We start from the raw sequence: 21,880 nt of genomic DNA, 5'->3' as shown, positions 1-21,880 counted from the left end.
TTTGTCGATTGACTTCAACCTCTGCGAGTGCCCACACAGATTGCTTGAATTGAATTGTTAAAGAGCGGTTTGGCTTTTCGCCAAGAGCTGCGCATTCTACCCAGCTCTATCGGCTTGTCAAGCTGGGCTTGACTCGCCTTGCTCACCCGGCGTCGTGCGCCGTGTCAGTGAGGGCGCATTATAGGGAGCCCGCGCCGCGCCGCAAGGGGATTTTGCATCTTTTGGTGCGATCGTTCAGAAATGAGGCAAAGCGGCGGAATTCCCCGCAACTACGCCCTAGCGAGACCAGAGTTGCCGGCCAAATTCCTCCACCGCAGCCCAGTCGGTCAACTCTACATCCACAGAGGTATCCGTCTGTCCGCCGGTCATCTTCATGATCAGTTGGATGATGCGTGTCTGCCACCAGTTGTACTGGCTATAGCGCAGTGCACCCGCAAAGACGGCGGCGCGCTGGGGATGCCAAGCCACTCTGGCCAGTAGCTTGCGCATGTAAGGGTTGGTCTTTGGCGTTGCCTTCTCCGGCTTGCGGGCCGTCAGACAGACCCCGATCAGATTGGCATCCACCGCTTTAAGCTGTTCAAGGTGCCCCTGAATGAAACTCTCCAGGGAAGGATGAAAATGACCGTAACGGATAGAGGCGCCGATCAGCACCTTGTCATACTTGGTCAGATTCTTTTTTGGATACTGGTGCAGGTCGTACCATTCCACCTGGGCATCCGGTTGTCCTTGCAGCAGGGTTTCAAGGATTTTTCGGGTTTGGCCATTACGGCTGGAATAAAAAACGGCAACTCTCATGACATCTCCTTGGTTCGACCCGATTATTGTTGTTAGCTGGTAGACAGAAGCAGGACTCGCCCCTGTGTGCGCTGCGCCAGCTCCTCCGCCAGCGTTGGTGCCATGTCTGCCGCACAGGCAATCTGCCACCGGATGCGCTCCTGATAATGACACTCTATCACCTCAGCCTCCGCGGTTTTCAAACACCATTGCACCGGTTCCAGATCACCGTAGTCACAACTGAGGCTGAACAGGCTCAGCAGACGTACCTGACAGCGTGACACTTGCGTCAAGGCCTGTGCCACACCGCCGCCATAGGCGCGCACCAACCCGCCTGTTCCCAGGCGTATCCCGCCGTAGTAACGCACCACCACGGCCGTCACCTCTCCCAGGCCACTGCCTTGCAACTGCGCCAACATTGGCTTGCCCGTGGTACCCGCCGGCTCGCCATCATCACTAAAGCCATATTGCTGGCCATCGTCCGGTTGCCCGGCAATGCTGGCCCAGCCCAGATGGCGCGCCTGGGGATGTTCTCGGCGCAGTTCGGCCCACCAGGCTCGACTGGCCGCCAGGCCCACCTTATGCCCTACATAGGTGATAAAGCGGCTCTTCTTGATCTCTTCGCTGATCACCTGCGTTTCGGCTGGGATCTCATAGCCCTTCATGGCGGTCTGGTCTCCTCGTTGAAAATCAGCCAGTCGCTGCCCATAGTTGGATGAGTCGGGCCGAGCACCCCAGCAGGGAGGTTCTCATGAATCACACCGATCCCGTCCAGCTCGTCGCCTTGGGGCAAGGCTATCAGGCCCTGGTATTCGATGCGCCTGGTGCAGCCAATCTGCTCGATCGACTAACGCTGGCAACCCTGTCTAGCTGCCTGCATCGCCTTAGCAGTCAGCCGCCCAGCGGTTTGCTGCTCTTCTCTAAGAAGACCCACTTTATCCTAGGGGCCGACATCAAGGAATTCCTGCCGGCCTTTGCCGGCCCGCATCATCAGTTGGTGAGCTGGCTGGAACAGGCGCGCATCCTGTTCAATCAGCTAGAGGACCTGCCCTGTCCCACGGTCGCCTTGTTACAGGGGCACGTGCTGGGCGGCGGCACTGAGCTGGCCCTGGCCTGCGATTACCGGATGGCCAGCCAGGATACCCTGATGGGCTTACCCGAGACTCGACTGGGGATCTTGCCTGGCTTTGGTGGCTGTGTGCGGCTGCCGCGGCTGATCGGTCTGGATCCGGCACTGGCCTGGATTTTGGAAGGCACGCCCCGCCCAGCGGCCCAACTGCTGGCCGAAGGCGCCGTGGACGGCATCTGTGCGACCACAGATCTGCAGCAGGCCGGCCTGACGCTGTTGACGCGGGCCAGCACGGGCGAACTGGACTGGCGAGCCCGCCGGCCCGCCAGGTTGCAGCCCCTGGCCTTGCCGGTCAGTGAGCAACAACTCACCCTGCAGCTGGCACGCCAGCGCCTCGCCAGTGCGCCGGCGCAGGGCGAGGCCCCCGCTCGGGCCATTGCGGCGTTGGCCGCCAGCCTGAATCAGCCCCGCGCGGCCGCCCAGCAAACGGAGCAGCATCATTTTCTACAGCTGTGTCCTCGCCCCCAGACCCGTCATCTTATCGGTCACTTTCTCAGCCTACAGGCGAAACAGCGCCAGCGTCCCACCCGTAACGTCTCCAGTTTGAGCCTGGTCGGCGGCGGGCTCATGGGACAGGATCTGGCGGACTGGGCACTGGAACGCGGACTCCAGGTCCGACTCTACGAGGCCGATACCGCACGGCGGGCCACCCTGGCCGAATCCCTCGCCCAACGTTGGCAGAGCTTGCCGGCAGCCGGCCAGGCGGCACGCTGGCAACATCTGCAGCTGCTGGAGCGGCCTGAACAGTTGGCGGACAGCCCATGGGTGCTGGAAGCCATCGATGAGGAGCTTGCCGCCAAGCAGGCGCTCTGGCAGACCCTCGAGTCCCTGCTGCCGGAACCGGCCCTGCTAGTGAGCACTACCTCTTCCCTGGGCATAGCGCCGCAGGCCCGGGGCTTACGCCATCCGGAGCGTCTGGCTGGCATGCATTTTAGCCAGTCCCTGGTCGAGCTGGTGTTGCCTGCCGCCATGGCGGCGGCGCAGCGCCAGCAGCTGGTGGATCTGGCCAGGCAACTGGGTAAAGTCCCCCTCCAGGTAGCAGATGGTCCCGGCTTTTTGGTCAACCGCCTGCGGTTTGCCTACCTGGCGGCGTTTCTGGAACTGGTGGCCCGTGGTATCAGCCCCTATCGGCTGGACGCCCTGATGACCCGACAGTTTGGCTGGCCCCAAGGGCCGGCCCGTCTGCTGGATGAGATGGGACTGGCCAACGCCCGCCAGATCCTGTGCCAACTGACCAGCCAGCTGTCGGATCGCTTCGCCCGGCCAGCGACCGATCCCTTGTCGACGCACCTGCAGGCTGGCCGAGGCGGCCGCCATCAGGGTGCCGGCTTTTATCGCTATGCTCACGGCCAGCCCATCCCCGATCCCGCCTGGCGTGATGATACCCTCAAGGCGCCGCCGGATGACTCCCTGACCCTGCAATTGCTGCTGCCCCTGCTGGAGGAGGCGGCACTCTGCCTAGAAGAAAAAGTGGTTGCCAGCGCGGCCGAGCTGGATGAGGCCATGCGCCTGGGCGCCGGCTTCCCGGCGTTCCGCGGCGGCCCCTGTGCCTATCTGGATGATTACGGCCTGGCCCGCCTGCTGGATGAGGTGGATGCCCTCGCCCTGCCCCACCCGCGCTATCGGCATCCGGCCCTGAGCCGCCGCCTGGCACTGGCCGAATCACGCGGCTATCCGGAGGTATCGTCATGCAACAGGCCGTGATCGTCGATGCCCTGCGCACCCCCATGGGGCGTGCCCGCCAGGGTGTTTTCCGCCATGTGCGGGCCGAAGTGCTCTCGGCCCACCTGATGCGGGCCCTGCTCCAGCGTCATCCGGCGCTGCCGCCAACCGACATAGACGACATCTATTGGGGCTGCGTCCAACAATCGGCGGAGCAGGGATTCAATATTGCCCGCAACGCCGCCCTGCTGGCCGGCTTGCCTACCAGCGTCCCGGCGGTGACCGTCAACCGCTTGTGCGGCTCCTCGATGCAGGCGCTGCACGATGCCTGCCGCGCCATCATGGTGGGGGATGCCCAGGCCTGCCTGGTCGGGGGTGTCGAGCAGATGGGCCACCTGCCCATGGATAAGGGGCTGGACTTTCACCCCGGCCTGGCCCACCACCTCAGCCTGGGCGCCACCCGTATGGGGTTCACCGCCGAATACTTGGCACAACAGTTTTCCATCAGCCGGGCCGAGCAGGACGCCTTTGCCCTGCGCTCACACCGTCTGGCCTGGCAAACCCAGCAGGCGGGCCTCTGGGCCCAGGAGATCTGCCCCACCCCGGGCCATGACCCCCAAGGCGTGCCGCTGCTCGCGCAGCAGGACGAGGTGATCCGTGCCGACACCAGCCTAGCTGCCCTGGCGGCCCTGCCGCCGGTCTTCGACCCGCAAGGCAGCATCACGGCGGGCAACGCCTCGGCGCTGAGCGATGGCGCCGCGGCCCTGCTGGTGATGAGCGAAGCGAAGGCCAGGAGCCTAGAGCTGCCTGTCCTGGCTCGGGTGCGCGCCATGACGGTGGTGGGCTGCGAGCCCTGCCTGATGGGCTATGGCCCCGTCCCCGCCACTCGATTGGCGCTCCAACGCGCCGGCCTCAGCCTGGCGGATGTGGACAGGGTGGAAATCAACGAGGCCTTTGCCGCCCAGGTGCTGCCCTGTCTACGGGATCTGGGGCTGGAGGACCAGCTGGATGACAAGGTCAACCGCCAGGGGGGCGCCATCGCCCTGGGGCACCCGCTGGGCTGCTCTGGCGCCCGCATTCTCACCAGTCTGGTGCATCAATTACGGCGGATCGACGGTCAGTTTGGTCTGGCCACCATGTGCATCGGTCTGGGTCAGGGGATCAGCACCCTGCTGGAGCGGAGGTGAGTGGATAGAAAAATCACTCAGGCGAGTCTGAAAACGCTTCTGGCCGGTGGATTTATTGTTCATAGAATCACAGCAAACCGGCCACCAGCTTGCATTTTCCACGCTGACTGTGTTCAATTTGCCCACTTAATTGCGTGGTCTGGCGAAAATGACAAAAGGCAAACAAATCCTTATCGTGGATGATGATCAAGAAATCCGGGAGCTGCTGCAGGAATACATGGCGCGCGCGGGTTTTGACGTCATCACGGCTGCCGACGGTCGCGCCATGTATGGCCAACTGGAACAACATCAGCCGGATCTCATCATTTTGGATGTCATGATGCCCGGCGACGACGGTTTCAGCCTGTGCCAGCAGATCCGCCGCAGCTCCCAGGTGCCCATCATCATGCTCACGGCCGCCTCCGACGAAGCCGATCGGGTGATTGGCCTGGAGCTGGGTGCCGATGACTACATCGCCAAACCCTTCAGCCCCCGGGAGTTGATGGCCCGCATCAAGGCGCTGTTGCGTCGTGCCGAGTTCCGCCAGCCCATCAAGGAAAATGGCCGCCGCATCCGCTTCGCCGACTGGAGCCTGGATACCCTCAGCCAGCAGTTGGTGAACGACGATGGCAGTCAGATGGATCTGACCGGCAGCGACTTCATTCTGCTCTCCCTGTTCTTGCAGCACCCGGGGCAGGTGCTGGATCGCGACACCATCAGCGACGCCACCCGAGGCCGGGAAACCCTGCCCATGGAGCGCGGCATTGATGTGCAGATCAGCCGGCTGCGGCAAAAACTGGGCGACAACGGCAAGAGCCCCCGCATCATCAAGACCATACGTGGCAGCGGCTACATGCTGATCGCCGAAGTCAGCCATGAAGATTAGCCAGCTGCTGGGCTATCTGGTGCCCCGCTCCCTGCTCTCCCGTATGCTGTTGTTGCTGCTGCTGGCCATCATCCTGGCCCAGAGCCTGATCTCCAGCCTCTGGCTGCAACAGCTGGAGAAGCGCGAGCAGGAAGGCAGGATGAGTGCCACCCGCAGCCTGGCGCTCTCCGCCGCCTCCACGGTCAACTTCTTCCAATCCCTGCCGGTGGAATACCGGCACATCGCCCTGGATCAACTGCGCAACATGGGCGGTAGCCGCTTCTTCGTCTCCCTGAATCAGGAACCTATCGCACTGACCCCGGTGGCGGACACCCAGGCCAAGCGCCAGGTGGTGAACGAGGTGCGCCAGGTGCTGACCCAGAAGCTGGGCCAACACATGGCCATCAAGGTGGACTTTGCCGATCCCGCCACCTTGCATGTGTTCAACAACGAGACCCTGCTCAGTGACATTCCCCCCTCCTGGGCCCGCTACACCCTGATCATCGAGCCGCTCAATCCGCCGATTCTGGTGACCCAGATCGAGATCAATCCGGGCCAGTGGCTCTATCTGGCCGCCCTGCTGCCGGAACCCTACATGAGCCTGAATGAGGCCAGCCTGCCGGCCAGCCAGTTCCGCTTCATCCTGCTGCTCACCGCCATTTTGTTTCTGTTCACCTTCATCCTGGTGCGCTGGCAGACCCGGCCCTTGCGACATCTGGCCGATGCGGCGGTCAACCTGGGCAAGGACATAGACCAGGCCTCCCTACCGGAGGAAGGCGCCAGCGAAATCGTCGCCGTAACCCGCGCCATCAACATCATGCAGCACCGTATCAAGCGCTACATCGATGACCGGGAGCGGCTGTTCAGCTCCATCTCCCACGATCTCAAGACCCCCATCACCCGCCTGCGCCTGCGGGTGGAACTGTTGGATGACGAGCAGCTGATCACCCGCTTCAACAAGGATCTTGATGACCTGGAGATGATGGTCAAGGGTGCCTTGCAGACGGTGAAGGACACCGACATCCATGAAAACATCGAGTTGCTGGACATCAACCAGCTGCTGGAGCAGATCGCCGAGGTGTACAACCTGCATGAAACCCTGATGGTGATCGAGGGGCGCACCAAGAAGCCCTACCGGGGTAAGCCGCTGGCCCTCAAGCGCTGCATCGGCAACCTGGTGGATAACGCCATCAAGTACGGCCGCCGGGTGCGGGTCATCGTCATGGATGATCTGGAGGAGCACATGGATGCCGAGGTGGTACTGCTCTACTTCATCGACGAAGGGCCTGGCCTGCCGGCCGAGCAGCTGGAGAAGATCTTCGAGCCCTACTACCGGCTGGATAAGAACACCCCCGGCACCGGCCTGGGGCTGGGCATTGCCCGCAGCATCGCCCACGCTCACGGTGGCGATCTGGTGCTGGAAAACCGCCCCAGTGGTGGCCTGCAGGCCGTGCTGTCCCTGCCAAGGCATTGAGTCATGAAGCGTCTTAGCCTGCTCTGCTGCGGCCTGCTGTTGGCCAGCCCCTTGATGGCCGCCCGGGTGGAAGTGATGCACTGGTGGACCAGCGGTGGCGAAGCCAGTGCGGTCGAGGTCATCAAACAGCAGTGGCGCGCCCAAGGCGGGCAATGGCAGGACTTCGCCGTCTCCGGTGGCGGCGGCAAGAGTGCCATGGCGGTGCTGCGCAGCCGGGCACTGGCGGCCACCCCGCCGGCCGCGGCCCAGATCAAGGGCAGTGAGCTGTTGGAGTGGGCTCGCTTAGGGCTACTCCGGGATCTGGATGAGTTGGCCCAGAACCAGCGCTGGGATCTGCGCCTGCCAGGCTTCGTCCGCTCCACCCTGAGTCACCAGGGCCACTATGTGGCGGTGCCTATCGGCATTCACAGGGTAAACTGGCTCTGGTTCAACCGGGATGTCTTCACCCGACTGGGGCTGGAACCGCCCAGCACCTGGGCTCAACTGCAGGCGCTGGCACCCCGTCTGCTGGCGGCCGGCATCACGCCCCTGGCCATCGGCAATGACCCTTGGCAACTGGCCATACTGTTCGAGTCCATAGTTCTAGGCGACGCCGGCAACGAGTTCTTCCGCCGCGCCTTCATCAACTTGGAACCGGATCAGCTCGATAGCCCCACCATGGTGGCCCTGCTGCAGCGCTTCAAAGCCCTGCGCCCCTTCGTGCCCCAGCACTTTGGCGGCCTAAGTTGGAACCAGGCTACCGGCATGGTGATGGACGGCAGTGCGGCCATGCAGCTGATGGGCGACTGGGCCAAGGGTGAGCTGACCCAGGCCGGCCTGCAACCCGGCAGCAACATCGGCTGCCTGCCGGCCCCGGGAAATGCGGAGATCTTCAGCTACAACATCGACTCCATCGCCATGTTTTCGGTGCGGGATCCGGAACAACAGGCGGCTCAGGTACAGTTGGCCAACCTGCTGATGACCCCCGAGCTGCAAATCCTTTTCAATCAGAAGAAAGGGTCGATCCCTGCGTTGGCTGGCTTGCCAATGGGCCAATTTGACAGCTGCGCCCGCCAGTCCAGCCAGGCCCTGGAGCAGGCCCAGCAGGGCGGTCACCTGGTGCCTAGCCTGGCCGAGGGCATGGCCACCTCCAGTTATGTGCTGCAGGCGGTGACGGATGTGCTGAGCAACTTCTTCAACGACCCGCAACAAACGGCAGAGCAAGCCAGCCACCGGCTGCGTCGGGCCATGCTGGCGGCGCGCTGACTTTAGCCATCCAGTTCAAACCACAGGCCGATGCTGGACCAGAGACCCAAGACAATCCAGGGGCCGCTCATGCCGCCGTCCAACTGGCTGCCGGCCAGCAAGCCCAGCAGGCATAACACCAGATACAGCCCTTTTCGCCAGTGCTGTGGCATCCCGACCTCCCTGTGGTCATGCCTAGCTCACTATGCTATATAGCCAGGCAGTCCCGCTTAGGGAAAGTCAGAATTTCACGAGGAGAACAACATGGGTCAGGGTTCTGCCGGCAACGTCATCGCCGCCTTGTGCAGCTTCTTTATCCCAGGTCTGGGGCAGTTGGTTCAGGGGCGACTGCTGATGGCCATACTGCACTTCGTGCTGGCCGCCGTCCTGTGGATAGTGCTGCTGGGCTGGATCATCCACCTCTGGTCGATCCTGGACGCGGCGCTGTGGAAGCCGCCGGTGTCGACGACTTGATCCCGAAGCAAGGCGGAGTATCATGGCCGACCTTGCCTGCGGAGGATAAAACATGAGCGATCGCTTCTCGACCGCCACCCATCAACTGGATGCCATCGGCCTGCGCTGCCCAGAGCCGGTGATGATGGTGCGCAAGACGGTGCGCAGCATGGCCGAGGGCGAGACCCTGCTGATCACCGCCGACGACCCCGCCTCCACCCGGGACATTCCCAGCTTCTGCCGGCACATGGACCACACACTGCTGGCCGCCGAGACCGACCAGAAGCCCTATCGCTATCTGATCCGCAAAGGCCGGTAGCACCTGAGCTGGCTAAAGCCAGCGCCGGCGCCACAGCCAGAGGGCCAGCCCCAGCACCAGGGCCACCATCAGGCCGCAAAACAAGCCAAATCCCCAGGGCGACTCAGCCCCGGGAATGCCCCCCAGGTTGACGCCAAACAGCCCCGTCAGGGCACTCACCGGCAAAAAAACCATGGCAAACAACGACATCAAATATGATCGCCGGGAGAGCTGCTCTGTGTGGTGGGCACTGATCTCCTCGCTCATCATGTCGGCGCGAAACAGGCTGGCATTGAGATCATCCAGCCAACGCCCCAGCCGCTCGCCGATCTCCTCCAGCCGGCGCTGATCGTCGTTCTCCAGCCAGGTAATCTTCTCCTTGGCCAGACGGGCATAGAGATCCCGCTGTGGCGCCAGATAGCGACGCAGCAGGATCAGTTGACGCCGGATATGGGCCAGCTCCCGACGATGGGGCAGCTGCTGGGCCAGGGTATCCTCTTCCATCTGGGCAATGCGCTCCTGCAGATCGTCGATATGATCCCCGGTCTCCTCGGTCAGCGCCTCACACATGGCCACCAGCCAGTCGCCACAGTTGAGTGGCCCGTGTCCACCGGCCAGCTGCTGCTGCAGGGTCACCACCCCGCCCACGTGACGCCGTCGGGTAGAGATCACCTTGTGTTCATCGATATAGAAGCGCAGGGCCACCATCTGCTCCGGCCGCTGGCCGGCATTGCTGTTGATGGTGCGCAGGGTCAGCAACAGGCCGCCGTTGAGCTTCACCAGTTTGGGTCGGTTGCTCTCACCCAGCAGGGAATCCCGCGCCTCATCATGCAACAGGGGCGTCACCGCCAGCCAGTCCTGGGTCGACGGCTGGGAATAATCCAGATGCAGCCAGTAGGGTTGCTCCGGCAAGCTGGCACCGGCTGGCAGCCGCTGGCCACCACCCCGCCCATCCAGCAGCAGGGCATTGACGGCCCCCTCCGGCACCCGGTTGTCAACTGCCAGCGGCATGAGCCACCTCCTGACAGGCGCCATGACAGGGACAGGACACCAGATGATCGTTCACCATGCCCACCGCCTGCATGAAGGCATAGCAGATGGTGGTGCCCACAAATGAAAAACCTCTTTTCTTCAATGCCTTGGCCATGGCATCCGACGCCGGACTGCGGGTGGGGATCTGCTCTGAGCGCTGCCAGTGGTTTATCTGGGGCGCGCCACCGACAAAAGCCCAGAGCCAGGGTGCGAAGGCGATCCCCTCGGCCTGCATGGCCAGGTAGGCCTGGGCATTCTTGATGATGGAATCGATTTTCAACCGGTTGCGGATGATACCGGTATCCTGCAATAACCGCTGGCGGTCCGACTCGTCGAACTGACTGATCCGCACCGGATCGAAGCCGGCATAGGCCAGGCGATAGGACTCGGTGCGCCTGAGAATGGTGAGCCAGGAGAGACCGGCCTGCTGACCATCCAGGCAGAGCTTCTCGAACAGCTCCCGGTCATCATAAACCGGGCGTCCCCACACCTGGTCGTGGTAGTGGATGTAATCCGGATCCCGGGTGGCCCAGGCGCAGCGTAGTTCCATCGGTGGCTCCCGGCCCGATTTAGCCTATATTCCGGCCAGCTCAGGCGTTATACTCTGGCAGTTTTAATTCCGCTCAGTATGCACTGAATCAAACCGCGAACATAATCATGCAGAAATTTGATATCAAGACCTTTCAGGGACTGATCCTGACCCTTCAAGACTACTGGGCCAGGCAAGGTTGCGTGATCGTGCAACCCCTCGATATGGAGGTGGGTGCCGGTACTTCTCACCCGATGACGTTCCTGCGCGCCATTGGCCCCGAGCCGATGAACTGCGCCTATGTACAGCCTTCCCGCCGTCCCACCGACGGCCGTTACGGTGAAAACCCCAACCGCCTGCAGCACTACTATCAGTTCCAGGTGATCCTCAAGCCCTCCCCGAGCAACATCCAGGAGCTCTACCTGGGCTCCCTGAAGGAGCTGGGCTTCGATCCCCAGGTGCATGACATTCGCTTCGTGGAAGACAACTGGGAAAACCCGACCCTGGGTGCCTGGGGTCTGGGCTGGGAAGTCTGGCTTAACGGCATGGAAGTGACCCAGTTCACCTACTTCCAGCAGGTAGGCGGTCTGGAGTGTGCGCCGGTCACCGGCGAGATCACCTATGGTCTGGAACGCCTGGCCATGTATATCCAGGGCGTCAACAGCATCTACGACCTGGTGTGGGCCGACGGTCCGCTGGGCAAGATCACCTACGGCGACGTGTTCCATCAGAACGAGGTGGAACAATCCACCTACAACTTCGAACACGCCGATGTGCCCTTCCTGTTCCAGATGTTCGATCAGTGCGAGAAGGAGTGTCAGCACCTGCTGGCCCTGGAAACCCCGCTGCCCTTGCCCGCCTACGAGCGGATCCTCAAGGCGGCCCATGCCTTCAACCTGCTGGATGCCCGCCATGCCATCTCGGTCACCGAGCGGCAGCGCTACATACTGCGCATCCGGACCCTCTCCAAGGCGGTGGCAGAAGCCTATTACGCCGCCCGCGAGGCCCTGGGCTTCCCCATGTGTAAGGAAAAGGTGTGAGCATGGTTACCGACACCCTCTTGATTGAACTGGGCACCGAAGAGCTGCCCCCCAAGGCCCTGCGCAAGCTGGCCGAAGCCTTTGCCGACAACTTTACCGCCGAGCTGACCAAGGCCGATCTGGCCTTCACCAGCCTGGAGTGGTTCGCCGCGCCCCGCCGTCTGGCCCTCAAGGTGCAGCAGCTGGCTTGTGCGCAGCCGGACAAGGAAGTGGAGAAGCGCGGCCCGGCGGTATCCGCCGCCTTTGACGCCGATGGCAAGCCCACCAAGGCCGCCGAAGGCTGGGCCCGTGGCTGCGGCATCGAAGCCGCTCAGGCCGACCGCCTGGTCACCGACAAGGGCGTATGGCTGGTGCATCGCGCCAAGGTGGTGGGGCGTCCCACCGTCGAGCTGATCCCCGCCATGGTCGCCACCGCCCTGGCCGGTCTGCCGATCCCCAAGCTGATGCGTTGGGGTGCCGAACGCACCCAGTTTGTCCGTCCGGTGCACACCCTGTGCATGCTGATGGGTGGCGAGCTGATCCCCGGCGAAGTCCTGGGTCTGCAATCCGCCCGTCTGGTGCGTGGTCACCGCTTCATGGGCGAAGCCGAATTCGAGCTCACCCATGCCGATCAGTACCCGGCCCTGCTGGAAGAAAAAGGCAAGGTCATTGCCGACTTCCATCGCCGCAAGGCCTTCATCAAGACCAGCATAGAGGCCGAGGCCAGCCGTCTGGGCGGCATTGCCGATCTGGATGACGCCCTGCTGGAGGAAGTGACCTCCCTGGTGGAATGGCCCGTGCTGCTGACCGCCGCCTTTGAAGAGCGTTTCCTGGAGGTACCGGCCGAGGCGCTGGTGCACACCATGAAGGGCGACCAGAAGTACTTCCCGGTCTACGACCAGGCCGGCAAGCTGCTGCCCAACTTCATCTTCATCAGCAACATCGAATCCAAGGACCCTAGTCAGGTCATCGGCGGTAACGAGCGGGTGGTTCGCCCCCGTCTGTCTGACGCCGAGTTCTTCTTCAAGACCGACAAGAAGCAGCCGCTGGCCGCCCGCCTGGAGAGCCTGGCTACCGTGCTGTTCCAGCAGCAGCTCGGCACCCTGAAGGACAAGTCCGTCCGCATCGCTGAGCTGGCCGCCTATATCGCACCGCAAATCGGTGCCGATGTGGAGCACGCCACCCGCGCCGGCCTGCTGTCCAAGTGTGACCTCATGACCAACATGGTGATGGAATTCACCGACACCCAGGGGGTCATGGGCATGCACTACGCCCGCCACGACGGCGAAGCCGAAGATGTGGCGGTGGCGCTCAACGAGCAGTACATGCCGCGCTTCGCCGGCGATGCCCTGCCCACCGGCCTGGTGGCCTGTGCCGTGGCCATCGCCGACAAGCTGGATACCCTGGTGGGTATCTTCGGCATCGGCCAGGCCCCCAAGGGGGACAAGGATCCCTTCGCCCTGCGCCGTGCCGCCATCGGCGCCCTGCGTATCTGTGTCGAGAAGCAGCTGGACTTGGACCTGGCCGGTCTGGTGGCCAAGGCGGTTGAGTTGTACGGTGCCAAGCTGTCCAACACCCAGGTTGCCGATGAGGTCATCGACTTCATGCTGGCCCGCTTCCGTGCCGCCTACCAGGATGAAGGCATCAGTGCCGATGTGATCATGGCGGTACTGGCTCGTCGTCCCACCCGTCCACTGGACTTCGACCGTCGGGTCAAGGCGGTGAACCACTTCCGCAGCCTGGATGCGGCCGAGGCCCTGGCGGCCGCCAACAAGCGGGTTTCCAACATTCTGGCCAAGGTGGAAGGTGCCCTGCCGGAGCAGATTGACAGCGCCCTGCTGCAGGATGCCAGCGAACAGGCCCTGGCGGCCAAGCTGGCTCAGCTGCAGAGTGAGCTGGCCCCCTGCTTCGCCGCCGGTGACTATCAGCAAGCCCTCACCGCCCTGGCCGCCCTGCGCGAGCCGGTGGATGCCTTCTTCGACAAGGTGATGGTGATGGCCGAGGATCTGGCACTGCGCAATAACCGATTGGCCCTGCTCAATCAGCTGCGTAACCTATTCCTCCAGGTGGCGGATATTTCCGTGCTGCAGCAGTAAGCCTGCGTTAATCGAACGGGCCCGTCAGGGCCCTTTTTGTTTTTTGTTTCACGTGAAACGGCTCAAACCCGTTTCACCCTTGCTTGGACACGGTTATGGAATTCTCCTCCTTCGGCCAGAAGTTTACCCGACAAGCCGGCATCACCCAGTTGATGGACGACTTGAATCAGGGGCTGCTCAATCCCGACGCCATCATGTTGGGTGGTGGCAACCCGGCGGCAGTGCCAGAGCTGCAACAGGCCCTGCAGCAACAGATGCAGCAGAGCTTGGACCAGGGTGACCTGCTGCGCGCCATCGCCAACTACGATGGTCCCCAGGGCAAGGACAGCTTCACCCAGGCGCTGGCCGAGCTGCTGCAGCGGGAATACGGCTGGCCGATCACCGCCCGCAACATCGCCCTGACCAATGGCAGCCAGACCGCTTTTTTTTATCTGTTTAACCTGCTGGCCGGTGACTTCCCGGATGGCCGCAAGAAGAAGGTGCTGTTCCCCCTGGCCCCGGAATATATCGGTTACGCCGATTCGGCACTGAGTGACGACATGTTTCTGGCCTGCAAGCCCGCCATCCAGCTGCTCGACCACCGTCTGTTCAAATACCAGGTGGACTTTGAAGCGCTGGAAATTGGTGAGGATATCGGACTGATCTGCGTCTCCCGCCCTACCAATCCCACCGGCAATGTGCTGTCGGACGACGAGGTGGCTCACCTGGATTGCTTGGCCCGCCAGCACGGCATTCCGCTGCTGATCGACGGTGCCTATGGCACCCCCTTCCCCAACATCATCTTCAGCGAGGCGACACCGTTCTGGGATGACAACACCATCCTCAGCCTGAGCCTGTCCAAGCTGGGGCTGCCCGGCTGTCGCTGTGGCATAGTGGTGGCCAATGAATCAATCATCCAGGCCCTCGGCAACCTCTCCGGCATCATCAACCTGGCGCCAGGCGGCCTGGGCCCTACCCTGGTGCAACCCTGGGTGCTGTCTGGCGACATCATTCGCCATTCCGAGCAGTGGATCCGTCCCTTCTATCAGGCCAAGGCCCAGCAGGCGGTGCAGTGGCTGCAAGAGGCCATCCCAGATCCGCGCTTTCGCATCCACAAGCCTGAAGGCGCCCTGTTCCTCTGGCTTTGGTTCGATGGGCTGCCCATCCACAGCCAGATCCTGTACGAGCGCCTCAAGGCCGCTGGCCTGATCGTGGTACCGGGACACTACTTCTTCCCCGGTATTGAAGACAGCCAGTGGCCCCATCAGTATCAGTGCCTACGACTCAACTATGCCCAACCGGAAGCCCAGGTGAAGCAAGGCATCGAAATACTGGCTCGTATCGTGCTTGAGGCCTACCAGGGCTAATTGTTAAGCGGTTCAAAAATTGACGGTTAGCCCAACATTTGTGCATTTGAAGCCGATGGTAAAGATGCGACAATGTGTGCGGTTTTTCTTCGATCTGGTCACGACATGGCTCATTCCGTCATCATTTGCGATGACTCCCGCTTTGCACGCAATCAACTGGCTCGGGCCTTGCCAGCCGGCTTTGCCCGGGATCTTCATCATGCCGAAAACGGCAGAGAGGCCCTTGCGTTGCTGCGGGCGCGCAGGGGCGAGCTGCTGTTCCTCGATCTGAACATGCCCGATCTTGATGGCTATCAGGTGCTGGAAACCATACGCCGCGAGGATCTGCATTGCCTGGTGATAGTGGTGTCCGGGGATATACAACCCCAGGCTCAACAACGCATCATGGGGTTGGGTGCGCTGGCCTTCATGCGCAAGCCCATGGAGGCCAGTCAACTGCATCAGCTGTTGCTGCGGTACGGCCTGTTGAGCGAACTCCCCAACACGACCGACCCGCACCCGGCCGTTGCCGGGCCACAGATCGGTTATCTCGAGTCGCTGCAGGAGCTCATCAACGTGGCCATGGGCCAAGCCGCCAATCAGATGGCCAACCTGCTCAACGTCTTTATCCACTTGCCCATTCCAGCCCTGCGATTGTGCAGCCGTCATCAGGTGATGACGGAGGTGGCCAGCTGGTGCCAGAGTGAGAGTCATTGCCTGATCAGTCAGGGCTTTATCGGCTCCAACCTGGCGGGCGAATGCCTCATCCGCCTGGACCGTAATGACAGTGGCAAGATATTGCGTCTGATGGGCCAGGAAGAAGCCGAAGGAGATGGCCATGAGGTGCTGATGGAGCTGGCGGCCATGCTCAGCAGCGCCCTGCTGCTGGGGTTAGCGGAACAGCTGGGTTTTCGCTTAAGCCACAGCCACCCCACCATGGCCGACACTCTAGACGAGCGGCATATCCCACTGGCGGATGATCATGCCCAGCCCGTGTTATCGGTCAACTTCACCTACACCATTCCCAGTCAACAGCTGAGTTGTGATCTGCTGCTGTTGTTTACCGAAGCGTCCTTGCGCCCGCTGGAGCGGCGACTCAGCCTGCTGGTGGAATAGGAGTCAGCCCATGAGCCAAATTGCCCTAGATGAGTTTCACTGGATATTGGACGTGCTGCAGAGCATAGATGTGGGTCTGGTGGTGGTGGATCGTCAGTTCAACATCCAGCTGTGGAATGGTTTCATGGAGAATCACAGCGGCATCGGCTTCTCCAAGTTGCAAGGTCAGGGACTGTTCCATCGCTTCCCGGCGCTGCCGGAAAGCTGGTTGCGTCGAAAGGTGGAGACGGTGCTGGCCCTCAATAGCCCCACCTTCACCTCCTGGGAGCAAAGACCCCGGCTATTCAACTTCATCTCCAGCAAACCCTTCACCGGTCGCAGTGAGCTGATGTATCAGAACATCACCATACTGCCCCTCACCTCACGCAACGGCACCACGGATCATGCCTGCATCATCCTCTACGATGTGACCGATGCCGCCATGGGGAAACTGGGCCTGCAGGAGGCCAACCAGCAGCTCAAGGTGCTGTCGGTCACCGACCGGCTGACCGGTCTGTTCAACCGCGGGCACTGGGAAGAGTGTCTGCGGCAGGAGTTCAACCGCTGCCAACGGCACGCTCACAGCAGCACCCTGATGATGTTCGACATCGACTTCTTTAAGAAGATCAACGACGGCTATGGCCACCTGGCGGGGGATGCCGTCCTGCGGCGCGTCTCCAAGACCCTGATGCAGGTGCTGCGCAGCACCGATGTGGCCGGGCGTTATGGCGGCGAGGAATTCGGTATTCTGCTGCTGGATGTGGATGAGCCGGGTGCCATGTATGTGGCGGAGCGGCTGCGCATCGCCATGGCCGAGCAGATCGTCGAGTTCGACCAGCACCATATCTGTTTTAGCATCAGCGTGGGTATTGCCCGCCTGGAGCCCCAGCATGCCACCGCCAGCGACTGGATCGCCGCCGCCGATGCCGCCCTCTATCATGCCAAGCGCAATGGCCGTAACTGCTGTGTGCTGGCCAGCCGCCTTCCCGGCCTGTTGAGTGAGGCCAAGCCGCTACCGGCCCAGGTCGATCATGCTTGATGCCAGCCTCCCGGCTGGTTAGGCAATAAAAAAGCAGCCAATCGGCTGCTTTTTGTTTTCTCCATCTCCTGGAGCACTAAACGTCCAGGTTGGCGACCCGCAGGGCGTTGGTTTCGATGAAGTCGCGGCGCGGCTCGACATTGTCACCCATCAGGGTGGCAAACAGTTGGTCGGCAGCGATGGCATCCTCGATGGTGACGCGCAACATGCGGCGGGATTGCGGATCCATGGTGGTTTCCCACAGCTGGTCCGGGTTCATCTCACCCAGCCCCTTATAGCGCTGGATATAGACGCCGCGCTTGCCTTCATCCACCAACCAGGCCAAGGCTTCCTCAAAGCTGGTTACCGGTTTGACCTTCTCACCACGTTTGACGAAGGCCCCCTCTTCGATCAGGTTGCTGAGCTGCTCACCCAGGGCCACGATCTGGCGATACTCCAGCGAGCCGATGAAGTCGTAGTTGAGCAGGTAATGGCGCTCGACCCCGTGTTGCCGCAGCTCAATCTGCGGGACATGGGCATGGCGCTCTTCGTTGTACTGCAGGCTGATGACGAACTGCAGGCCATTGGTGCCCTGCTCATCCAGCTTGCTCTGTAGCTGCGCCACCCAAGCCGCCATGGCAACCTGATCCTTGAGGCTCTCCTGGGTCAACGCAGGCAGATAGATCAGGTGCTCCAACACGGCTTCCGGCAGGCGGCGGGCCAAGCGGCTGATGAGCTGCTTCACATCTCTGTGCTGCAGCACCAGGCGCTCAAGCTGCTCTCCACCGATGCCGGGGGCACTGGCATTGACGTGCAGGGTCGCCCCGTCCAGCGCCAGAGAGGTCTGATAGCCACTCAGGGCATCCTCATCCTTGATGTATTGCTCCTGCTTGCCCTTCTTGACCTTGTACAGTGGCGGCTGGGCGATATAGACGTAACCACGCTCGATCAGCTCCGGCATCTGCCGGTAGAAGAAGGTCAGCAACAGGGTACGAATGTGGGCACCGTCGACGTCGGCATCGGTCATGATGATGACGTTGTGGTAACGGGTCTTGTCCGGGTTGTACTCATCCCGGCCGATGCCGCAACCCAGCGCGGTGATCAGGGTCGCCACCTCCTGGGAGGAGAGCATCTTGTCGAAACGCGCCTTCTCCACGTTCAGGATCTTGCCCTTGAGCGGCAGTATGGCCTGGAACTTACGGTTACGCCCCTGCTTGGCAGAGCCGCCCGCCGAGTCCCCTTCCACTATGTAGAGTTCGGACAGGGCAGGATCCCGCTCCTGGCAGTCCGCCAGCTTGCCCGGCAACCCCGCCAGATCCAAGGCCCCCTTGCGGCGGGTCATCTCCCGCGCCTTGCGGGCCGCTTCCCGCGCCCGAGCCGCATCGATGATCTTGGATACCACTATCTTGGCATCGGCGGGGTTTTCCAGCAGGAACTCGTCCAGCTTCTCATTCATGGTCTGCTCCACCGCGGTCTTCACCTCGGAGGAAACCAGTTTGTCCTTGGTCTGGGACGAGAACTTGGGATCCGGCACCTTGACCGAGATGACGGCCGTCAGACCTTCCCGCGCGTCATCGCCGGAGGCCGATGTCTTGGCCTTCTTGCTGTAGCCTTCCTTGTCCATGTAGGCGTTCAGGGTACGGGTAAGGGCGGCCCGGAAGCCGGCCAGGTGAGTACCACCGTCCCGCTGCGGAATGTTGTTGGTGAAGCAGTAGACCCCTTCCTGATAGGCATCGTTCCACTGCATGGCCACTTCCACACCGATACCATCCTTCTCGGTGGTGAAGTAGAACACCTTGGGATGGATGGGGGTCTTGTTCTGGTTGAGGTACTGCACGAAGGCACAGATGCCCCCTTCATAGCAGAAGTGGTCCTCACGGCCATCCCGCTCGTCATGCAGCCGGATGGAGACACCGGAGTTGAGGAAGGAAAGCTCCCGCAACCGCTTGGCCAAGATCTCGTAGTGGAACAGGGTATCGGAGAAGATGGTCGGGCTAGGCCAGAACCGAATTTCGGTGCCCGTCTGATCCGAGTTACCCACCACCGCCAGGGGCGCAACCGGGTCGCCAAGACTATAGGTCTGCTCGTAGACATGCCCCTGGCGACGAATGGTCAGCAACAGCTTGTCGGACAGGGCATTCACCACCGACACCCCCACCCCGTGCAGACCACCTGAGACCTTGTAGGAGTTGTCGTCGAACTTACCGCCGGCATGCAGCACCGTCATGATGACTTCGGCCGCTGAAACCCCTTCTTCCTCGTGAATATCCACCGGGATACCCCGGCCATTGTCACGCACCGAGACGGAGCCATCGGCATGAATGGTGACGCGAATGTCCGAGCAGTAGCCGGCCAGCGCCTCGTCGATGGAGTTGTCCACCACCTCAAATACCATGTGGTGCAGACCACTGCCGTCGTCCGTATCGCCTATGTACATCCCAGGACGCTTACGTACTGCGTCCAAACCCTTCAAAACCTTGATACTCGAAGAGTCGTAAGTGTTCTCACTCATCTCTTACTCTCTCGCTCTCGCGTGTTGGATATTCGGTGATCGTGCCCTGTTTCACGTGAAACAGACGACACGCCAATTCTGACATCATGTCAGCCAAGGGTGCTTCGTCGATGGCGGTGATAAACACCTGAGAAGCACATTGCTTTAACCGCTGCGCCAACCGGCGACGCTTGTCGCCGTCAAGCTCGGAGGCAAAATCATCAATCAGGAAGATACAGCGTCGCCCCCCGGCCTGATTGAAAAACAGTCCCTGCGCCAACCGCATGGCGCAGACCAGCAGCTTGAGCTGGCCACGGGACAACAGATCCTGCACCGGCACCCCATTGGCCTTGATGCGCAGATCCGCCTTGTGCGGGCCAAGCTGGGTATGCCCCATCAACTTGTCCCGTTCAAATCCTTCCGCCAACAGCTCCACCAAGGGCCGGTTGCGATCCCAGCCCGGGTAAAAGCCAATCTGCAGCTGATACTCGGGCAGAAACTCGGCGGCCAGCTCCTGCAGCAGTGGCAGCAGGGCATCACAATAGGTCTGACGCAGCGCACTCAGCTGCTCACCCAAGCGGGACAACTCCTGATCCCAGAACTGCAGCGGGCCATACTGGCCACTCTGCCGCAGCAACGCATTGCGCTGCTTGAGCAACCGTCGCACCTGCCCCCAGAGAGGAAAAAAGGCGTGCTCCACGTGAAACACGCCCCAGTCCAGATAGGCTCGACGCTGTTGCGGGCCACCGGTGAGCAGGTTGTATCCCTCGGGGTGGATCAGTTGCAGCGGCAACAACTCCGCCAACTGGGCCAGCCGCTCGGCACTCTGGCCATTGATGCGGATATCGCCCTCGCCCCCCTTGAGCTTCTGCATCCCCACCGCCAGGCTGTCATCGCCGGCGGCGAGTCTGGCAAACAGGGTGAACTGCTTCTCCCCCTGACGGATCACCCGGCCGGTCAAGTGAGTGCGAAACGAACGCCCCAGACCGAGATAGTGAATCGCTTCCAACAAGCTGGTCTTGCCGCTGCCATTGTCGCCCAGCAGCACGTTGAGCCCGGGACTGAGTGCCAGCTGGGCACTCTCTATGTTGCGAAAATCCCGGACCGTCAGACTCTGCAGGCTCATGCTTACAGCCGCATCGGCATCACAACGTAGAGGGCATCATCGTTGGCGACATCCTCCAGCAGCGCACTGCTGTTGGCATCGGAGAGGCTGAACTTGATCTGCTCGCATTTTAACGTATTCAGCACATCCAGCACATAGGAGACGTTGAAGCCGATCTCAAGCTCGGCCCCTTGGTACTGCACATCCACCAACTCCTCGGCCTCTTCCTGCTCAGGATTGTTGGCGGTAATGCGCAACAGGTTGTTCTGCAGGTTGAGGCGCACGCCGCGGAACTTCTCATTGGAGAGGATGGCGGCCCGGGCGAATGCCTGGCGCAGCGATTCCCGCTCGGCGATCACCAGCTTGTCACTCTGGCGCGGCAGTACCCGGCGGTAATCGGGGAAGCGGCCATCCACCAGCTTGGAGGTGAAGACAAAGCCTTCGGAGATGGCCCGCAGGTTGCTGTTGCCCATCTGCAGCCGGATGGGCTTGTCGTCGTTTTCCAGCAGCCGCACCAGCTCCAGCACCCCCTTGCGCGGCAGTATCAGCTGCTGCTCCGGCAGGGCCGCTGGCAACGCGCGCCGACAGGTGGCCAGGCGGTGGCCGTCGGTGGCCACGGTGCGCAGGTGCTGGCCCTGGGTCTCGAACAGCATGCCGTTGAGGTAATAGCGCACGTCCTGACTGGCCATGGAGAACTGGCTGGACTCGATGAGCCGCTTGAGCTCCTGCTGGCTGATATCGAACTCCAGATCAAACTGCCAGTCTTCGATGTTGGGAAACTCTTCCGCCGGCAGGGTCGACAGGGAGAAACGGCTGCGACCGGAACGCAGGATCAGACGCTCGCCTTCCAGCACGAAGGCGATCTCCGCCCCCTCCGGCAAGCCCCGACAGATATCCAGCAGCTTGCGGGCCGGAACCGTGGTGCGGCCGGGCTGCGCCGGATCCAGCAGCCGAACCCGGCCAATCATCTCCACTTCCAGATCGGTGCCGGTCATGGCCAGCTCATCTTCACTGACCTGCAGCAGCACATTGCCAAGGATCGGCAGAGTCGGACGCCCGCCGAGGGAACCTGAGACCAGCTGCAGCGGACGCAGCAGCGCATCACGATTGATCGAAAACTGCATG

Annotated in this window: 20 protein-coding genes; 12 read left to right on the top strand and 8 right to left on the bottom strand. The window is 61.8% G+C overall.

The genetic code is table 11. From position 1 onward, the window contains the following. Positions 1–276: 276 nt before the first annotated feature. Both hemG and ABD847_RS15515 read right to left on the bottom strand, forming a co-directional pair. Positions 277–795 carry a menaquinone-dependent protoporphyrinogen IX dehydrogenase gene (gene hemG, locus ABD847_RS15520; protein WP_345014646.1) on the bottom strand — a complete coding sequence of 173 codons (519 nt, stop codon included), beginning with the start codon at positions 793–795 and terminating at the stop codon, positions 277–279. Positions 796–827: 32 nt separating this feature from the next. After that, the gene (locus ABD847_RS15515) at positions 828–1,439 is read right to left on the bottom strand and encodes a YigZ family protein (protein ID WP_345014644.1); all 612 of its coding nucleotides are present in this window, start codon (positions 1,437–1,439) and stop codon (positions 828–830) included. 86 nt (positions 1,440–1,525) lie between these two features. Here ABD847_RS15515 and ABD847_RS15510 point away from each other — a divergent pair, with 86 nt between their 5' ends. The 5 genes from ABD847_RS15510 to ABD847_RS15490 all read left to right on the top strand — a co-directional run bounded on the left by ABD847_RS15510 (position 1,526) and on the right by ABD847_RS15490 (position 8,315). Then, positions 1,526–3,607, top strand: a complete 2,082-nt coding sequence (locus ABD847_RS15510; RefSeq protein ID WP_345014642.1) for a 3-hydroxyacyl-CoA dehydrogenase family protein — start codon at positions 1,526–1,528, stop codon at positions 3,605–3,607. After that, entirely contained in the window at positions 3,592–4,752 is a 1,161-nt protein-coding gene (fadA, locus tag ABD847_RS15505; protein ID WP_345014640.1) for an acetyl-CoA C-acyltransferase FadA, read from the top strand. Before ABD847_RS15510 ends, fadA begins: the two co-directional genes overlap by 16 nt. A gap of 148 nt (positions 4,753–4,900) precedes the next feature. Then, entirely contained in the window at positions 4,901–5,617 is a 717-nt protein-coding gene (locus ABD847_RS15500) for a response regulator (RefSeq protein ID WP_345014638.1), read from the top strand. Further along, on the top strand, positions 5,607–7,070 hold the full coding sequence (locus tag ABD847_RS15495) for an ATP-binding protein (RefSeq protein ID WP_345014636.1): 1,464 nt from the start codon (positions 5,607–5,609) through the stop codon (positions 7,068–7,070). Before ABD847_RS15500 ends, ABD847_RS15495 begins: the two co-directional genes overlap by 11 nt. Before the next feature lie 3 nt (positions 7,071–7,073). Next, positions 7,074–8,315 carry an ABC transporter substrate-binding protein gene (locus ABD847_RS15490; protein WP_345014634.1) on the top strand — a complete coding sequence of 414 codons (1,242 nt, stop codon included), beginning with the start codon at positions 7,074–7,076 and terminating at the stop codon, positions 8,313–8,315. Positions 8,316–8,317: 2 nt separating this feature from the next. Here ABD847_RS15490 and ABD847_RS15485 read toward each other — a convergent pair whose 3' ends face one another. Beyond that, a complete protein-coding gene (locus tag ABD847_RS15485; RefSeq protein ID WP_345014632.1) occupies positions 8,318–8,467 on the bottom strand; it encodes a hypothetical protein in 150 nt (49 codons plus the stop codon). 91 nt (positions 8,468–8,558) lie between these two features. Here ABD847_RS15485 and ABD847_RS15480 point away from each other — a divergent pair, with 91 nt between their 5' ends. Both ABD847_RS15480 and tusA read left to right on the top strand, forming a co-directional pair. Next, the gene (locus tag ABD847_RS15480) at positions 8,559–8,768 is read left to right on the top strand and encodes a hypothetical protein (protein WP_345014631.1); all 210 of its coding nucleotides are present in this window, start codon (positions 8,559–8,561) and stop codon (positions 8,766–8,768) included. A 52-nt stretch (positions 8,769–8,820) separates the two neighbouring features. Then, the gene (tusA, locus tag ABD847_RS15475) at positions 8,821–9,066 is read left to right on the top strand and encodes a sulfurtransferase TusA (RefSeq protein ID WP_345014630.1); all 246 of its coding nucleotides are present in this window, start codon (positions 8,821–8,823) and stop codon (positions 9,064–9,066) included. Positions 9,067–9,078: 12 nt separating this feature from the next. On the opposite strand, the gene zntB is transcribed toward tusA, so the two are convergent. Both zntB and ABD847_RS15465 read right to left on the bottom strand, forming a co-directional pair. Then, a complete protein-coding gene (gene zntB, locus ABD847_RS15470) occupies positions 9,079–10,056 on the bottom strand; it encodes a zinc transporter ZntB (protein ID WP_345014628.1) in 978 nt (325 codons plus the stop codon). After that, a complete protein-coding gene (locus ABD847_RS15465; RefSeq protein ID WP_345014626.1) occupies positions 10,040–10,627 on the bottom strand; it encodes a DNA-3-methyladenine glycosylase I in 588 nt (195 codons plus the stop codon). Before ABD847_RS15465 ends, zntB begins: the two co-directional genes overlap by 17 nt. 107 nt (positions 10,628–10,734) lie before the next feature. Between ABD847_RS15465 and glyQ the strand changes: the two genes are divergently transcribed. The 5 genes from glyQ to ABD847_RS15440 all read left to right on the top strand — a co-directional run bounded on the left by glyQ (position 10,735) and on the right by ABD847_RS15440 (position 17,180). Beyond that, positions 10,735–11,646 carry a glycine--tRNA ligase subunit alpha gene (gene glyQ / locus ABD847_RS15460; RefSeq protein ID WP_345014624.1) on the top strand — a complete coding sequence of 304 codons (912 nt, stop codon included), beginning with the start codon at positions 10,735–10,737 and terminating at the stop codon, positions 11,644–11,646. A gap of 2 nt (positions 11,647–11,648) precedes the next feature. Next, positions 11,649–13,721: a glycine--tRNA ligase subunit beta gene (glyS, locus tag ABD847_RS15455; RefSeq protein ID WP_345014650.1), complete on the top strand. Its 2,073-nt coding sequence runs from the start codon at positions 11,649–11,651 to the stop codon at positions 13,719–13,721. A 95-nt stretch (positions 13,722–13,816) separates the two neighbouring features. Further along, entirely contained in the window at positions 13,817–15,067 is a 1,251-nt protein-coding gene (locus ABD847_RS15450; protein ID WP_345014622.1) for a valine--pyruvate transaminase, read from the top strand. Between the two features lie 105 nt (positions 15,068–15,172). Then, positions 15,173–16,162: a response regulator gene (locus tag ABD847_RS15445; RefSeq protein WP_345014620.1), complete on the top strand. Its 990-nt coding sequence runs from the start codon at positions 15,173–15,175 to the stop codon at positions 16,160–16,162. A gap of 10 nt (positions 16,163–16,172) precedes the next feature. Then, complete coding sequence (locus tag ABD847_RS15440) at positions 16,173–17,180, top strand: sensor domain-containing diguanylate cyclase (RefSeq protein WP_345014618.1); 1,008 nt, start codon at positions 16,173–16,175, stop codon at positions 17,178–17,180. A gap of 76 nt (positions 17,181–17,256) precedes the next feature. Here ABD847_RS15440 and gyrB read toward each other — a convergent pair whose 3' ends face one another. Genes gyrB through dnaN form a run of 3 tightly spaced genes read right to left on the bottom strand, consistent with a single transcriptional unit; the run spans position 17,257 to position 21,879 of the window. Then, positions 17,257–19,671 carry a DNA topoisomerase (ATP-hydrolyzing) subunit B gene (gene gyrB, locus ABD847_RS15435; RefSeq protein WP_345014615.1) on the bottom strand — a complete coding sequence of 805 codons (2,415 nt, stop codon included), beginning with the start codon at positions 19,669–19,671 and terminating at the stop codon, positions 17,257–17,259. Beyond that, positions 19,664–20,776, bottom strand: coding sequence for a DNA replication/repair protein RecF (gene recF / locus ABD847_RS15430; RefSeq protein WP_345014613.1), 1,113 nt, complete (start codon positions 20,774–20,776; stop codon positions 19,664–19,666). The genes gyrB and recF overlap by 8 nt, the downstream gene beginning before the upstream one ends. Positions 20,777–20,778: 2 nt before the next feature. Next, positions 20,779–21,879, bottom strand: a complete 1,101-nt coding sequence (gene dnaN / locus ABD847_RS15425) for a DNA polymerase III subunit beta (RefSeq protein WP_345014611.1) — start codon at positions 21,877–21,879, stop codon at positions 20,779–20,781. Position 21,880 lies beyond the last annotated feature (1 nt).

Origin of the sequence: Pseudaeromonas paramecii, assembly GCF_039540575.1 — a bacterium.
Lineage (GTDB): Bacteria > Pseudomonadota > Gammaproteobacteria > Enterobacterales > Aeromonadaceae > Pseudaeromonas > Pseudaeromonas paramecii.
The sequence above is the reverse complement of the archived record's forward strand: the minus strand, read 5'-3'. Positions and strand labels throughout refer to the sequence as shown.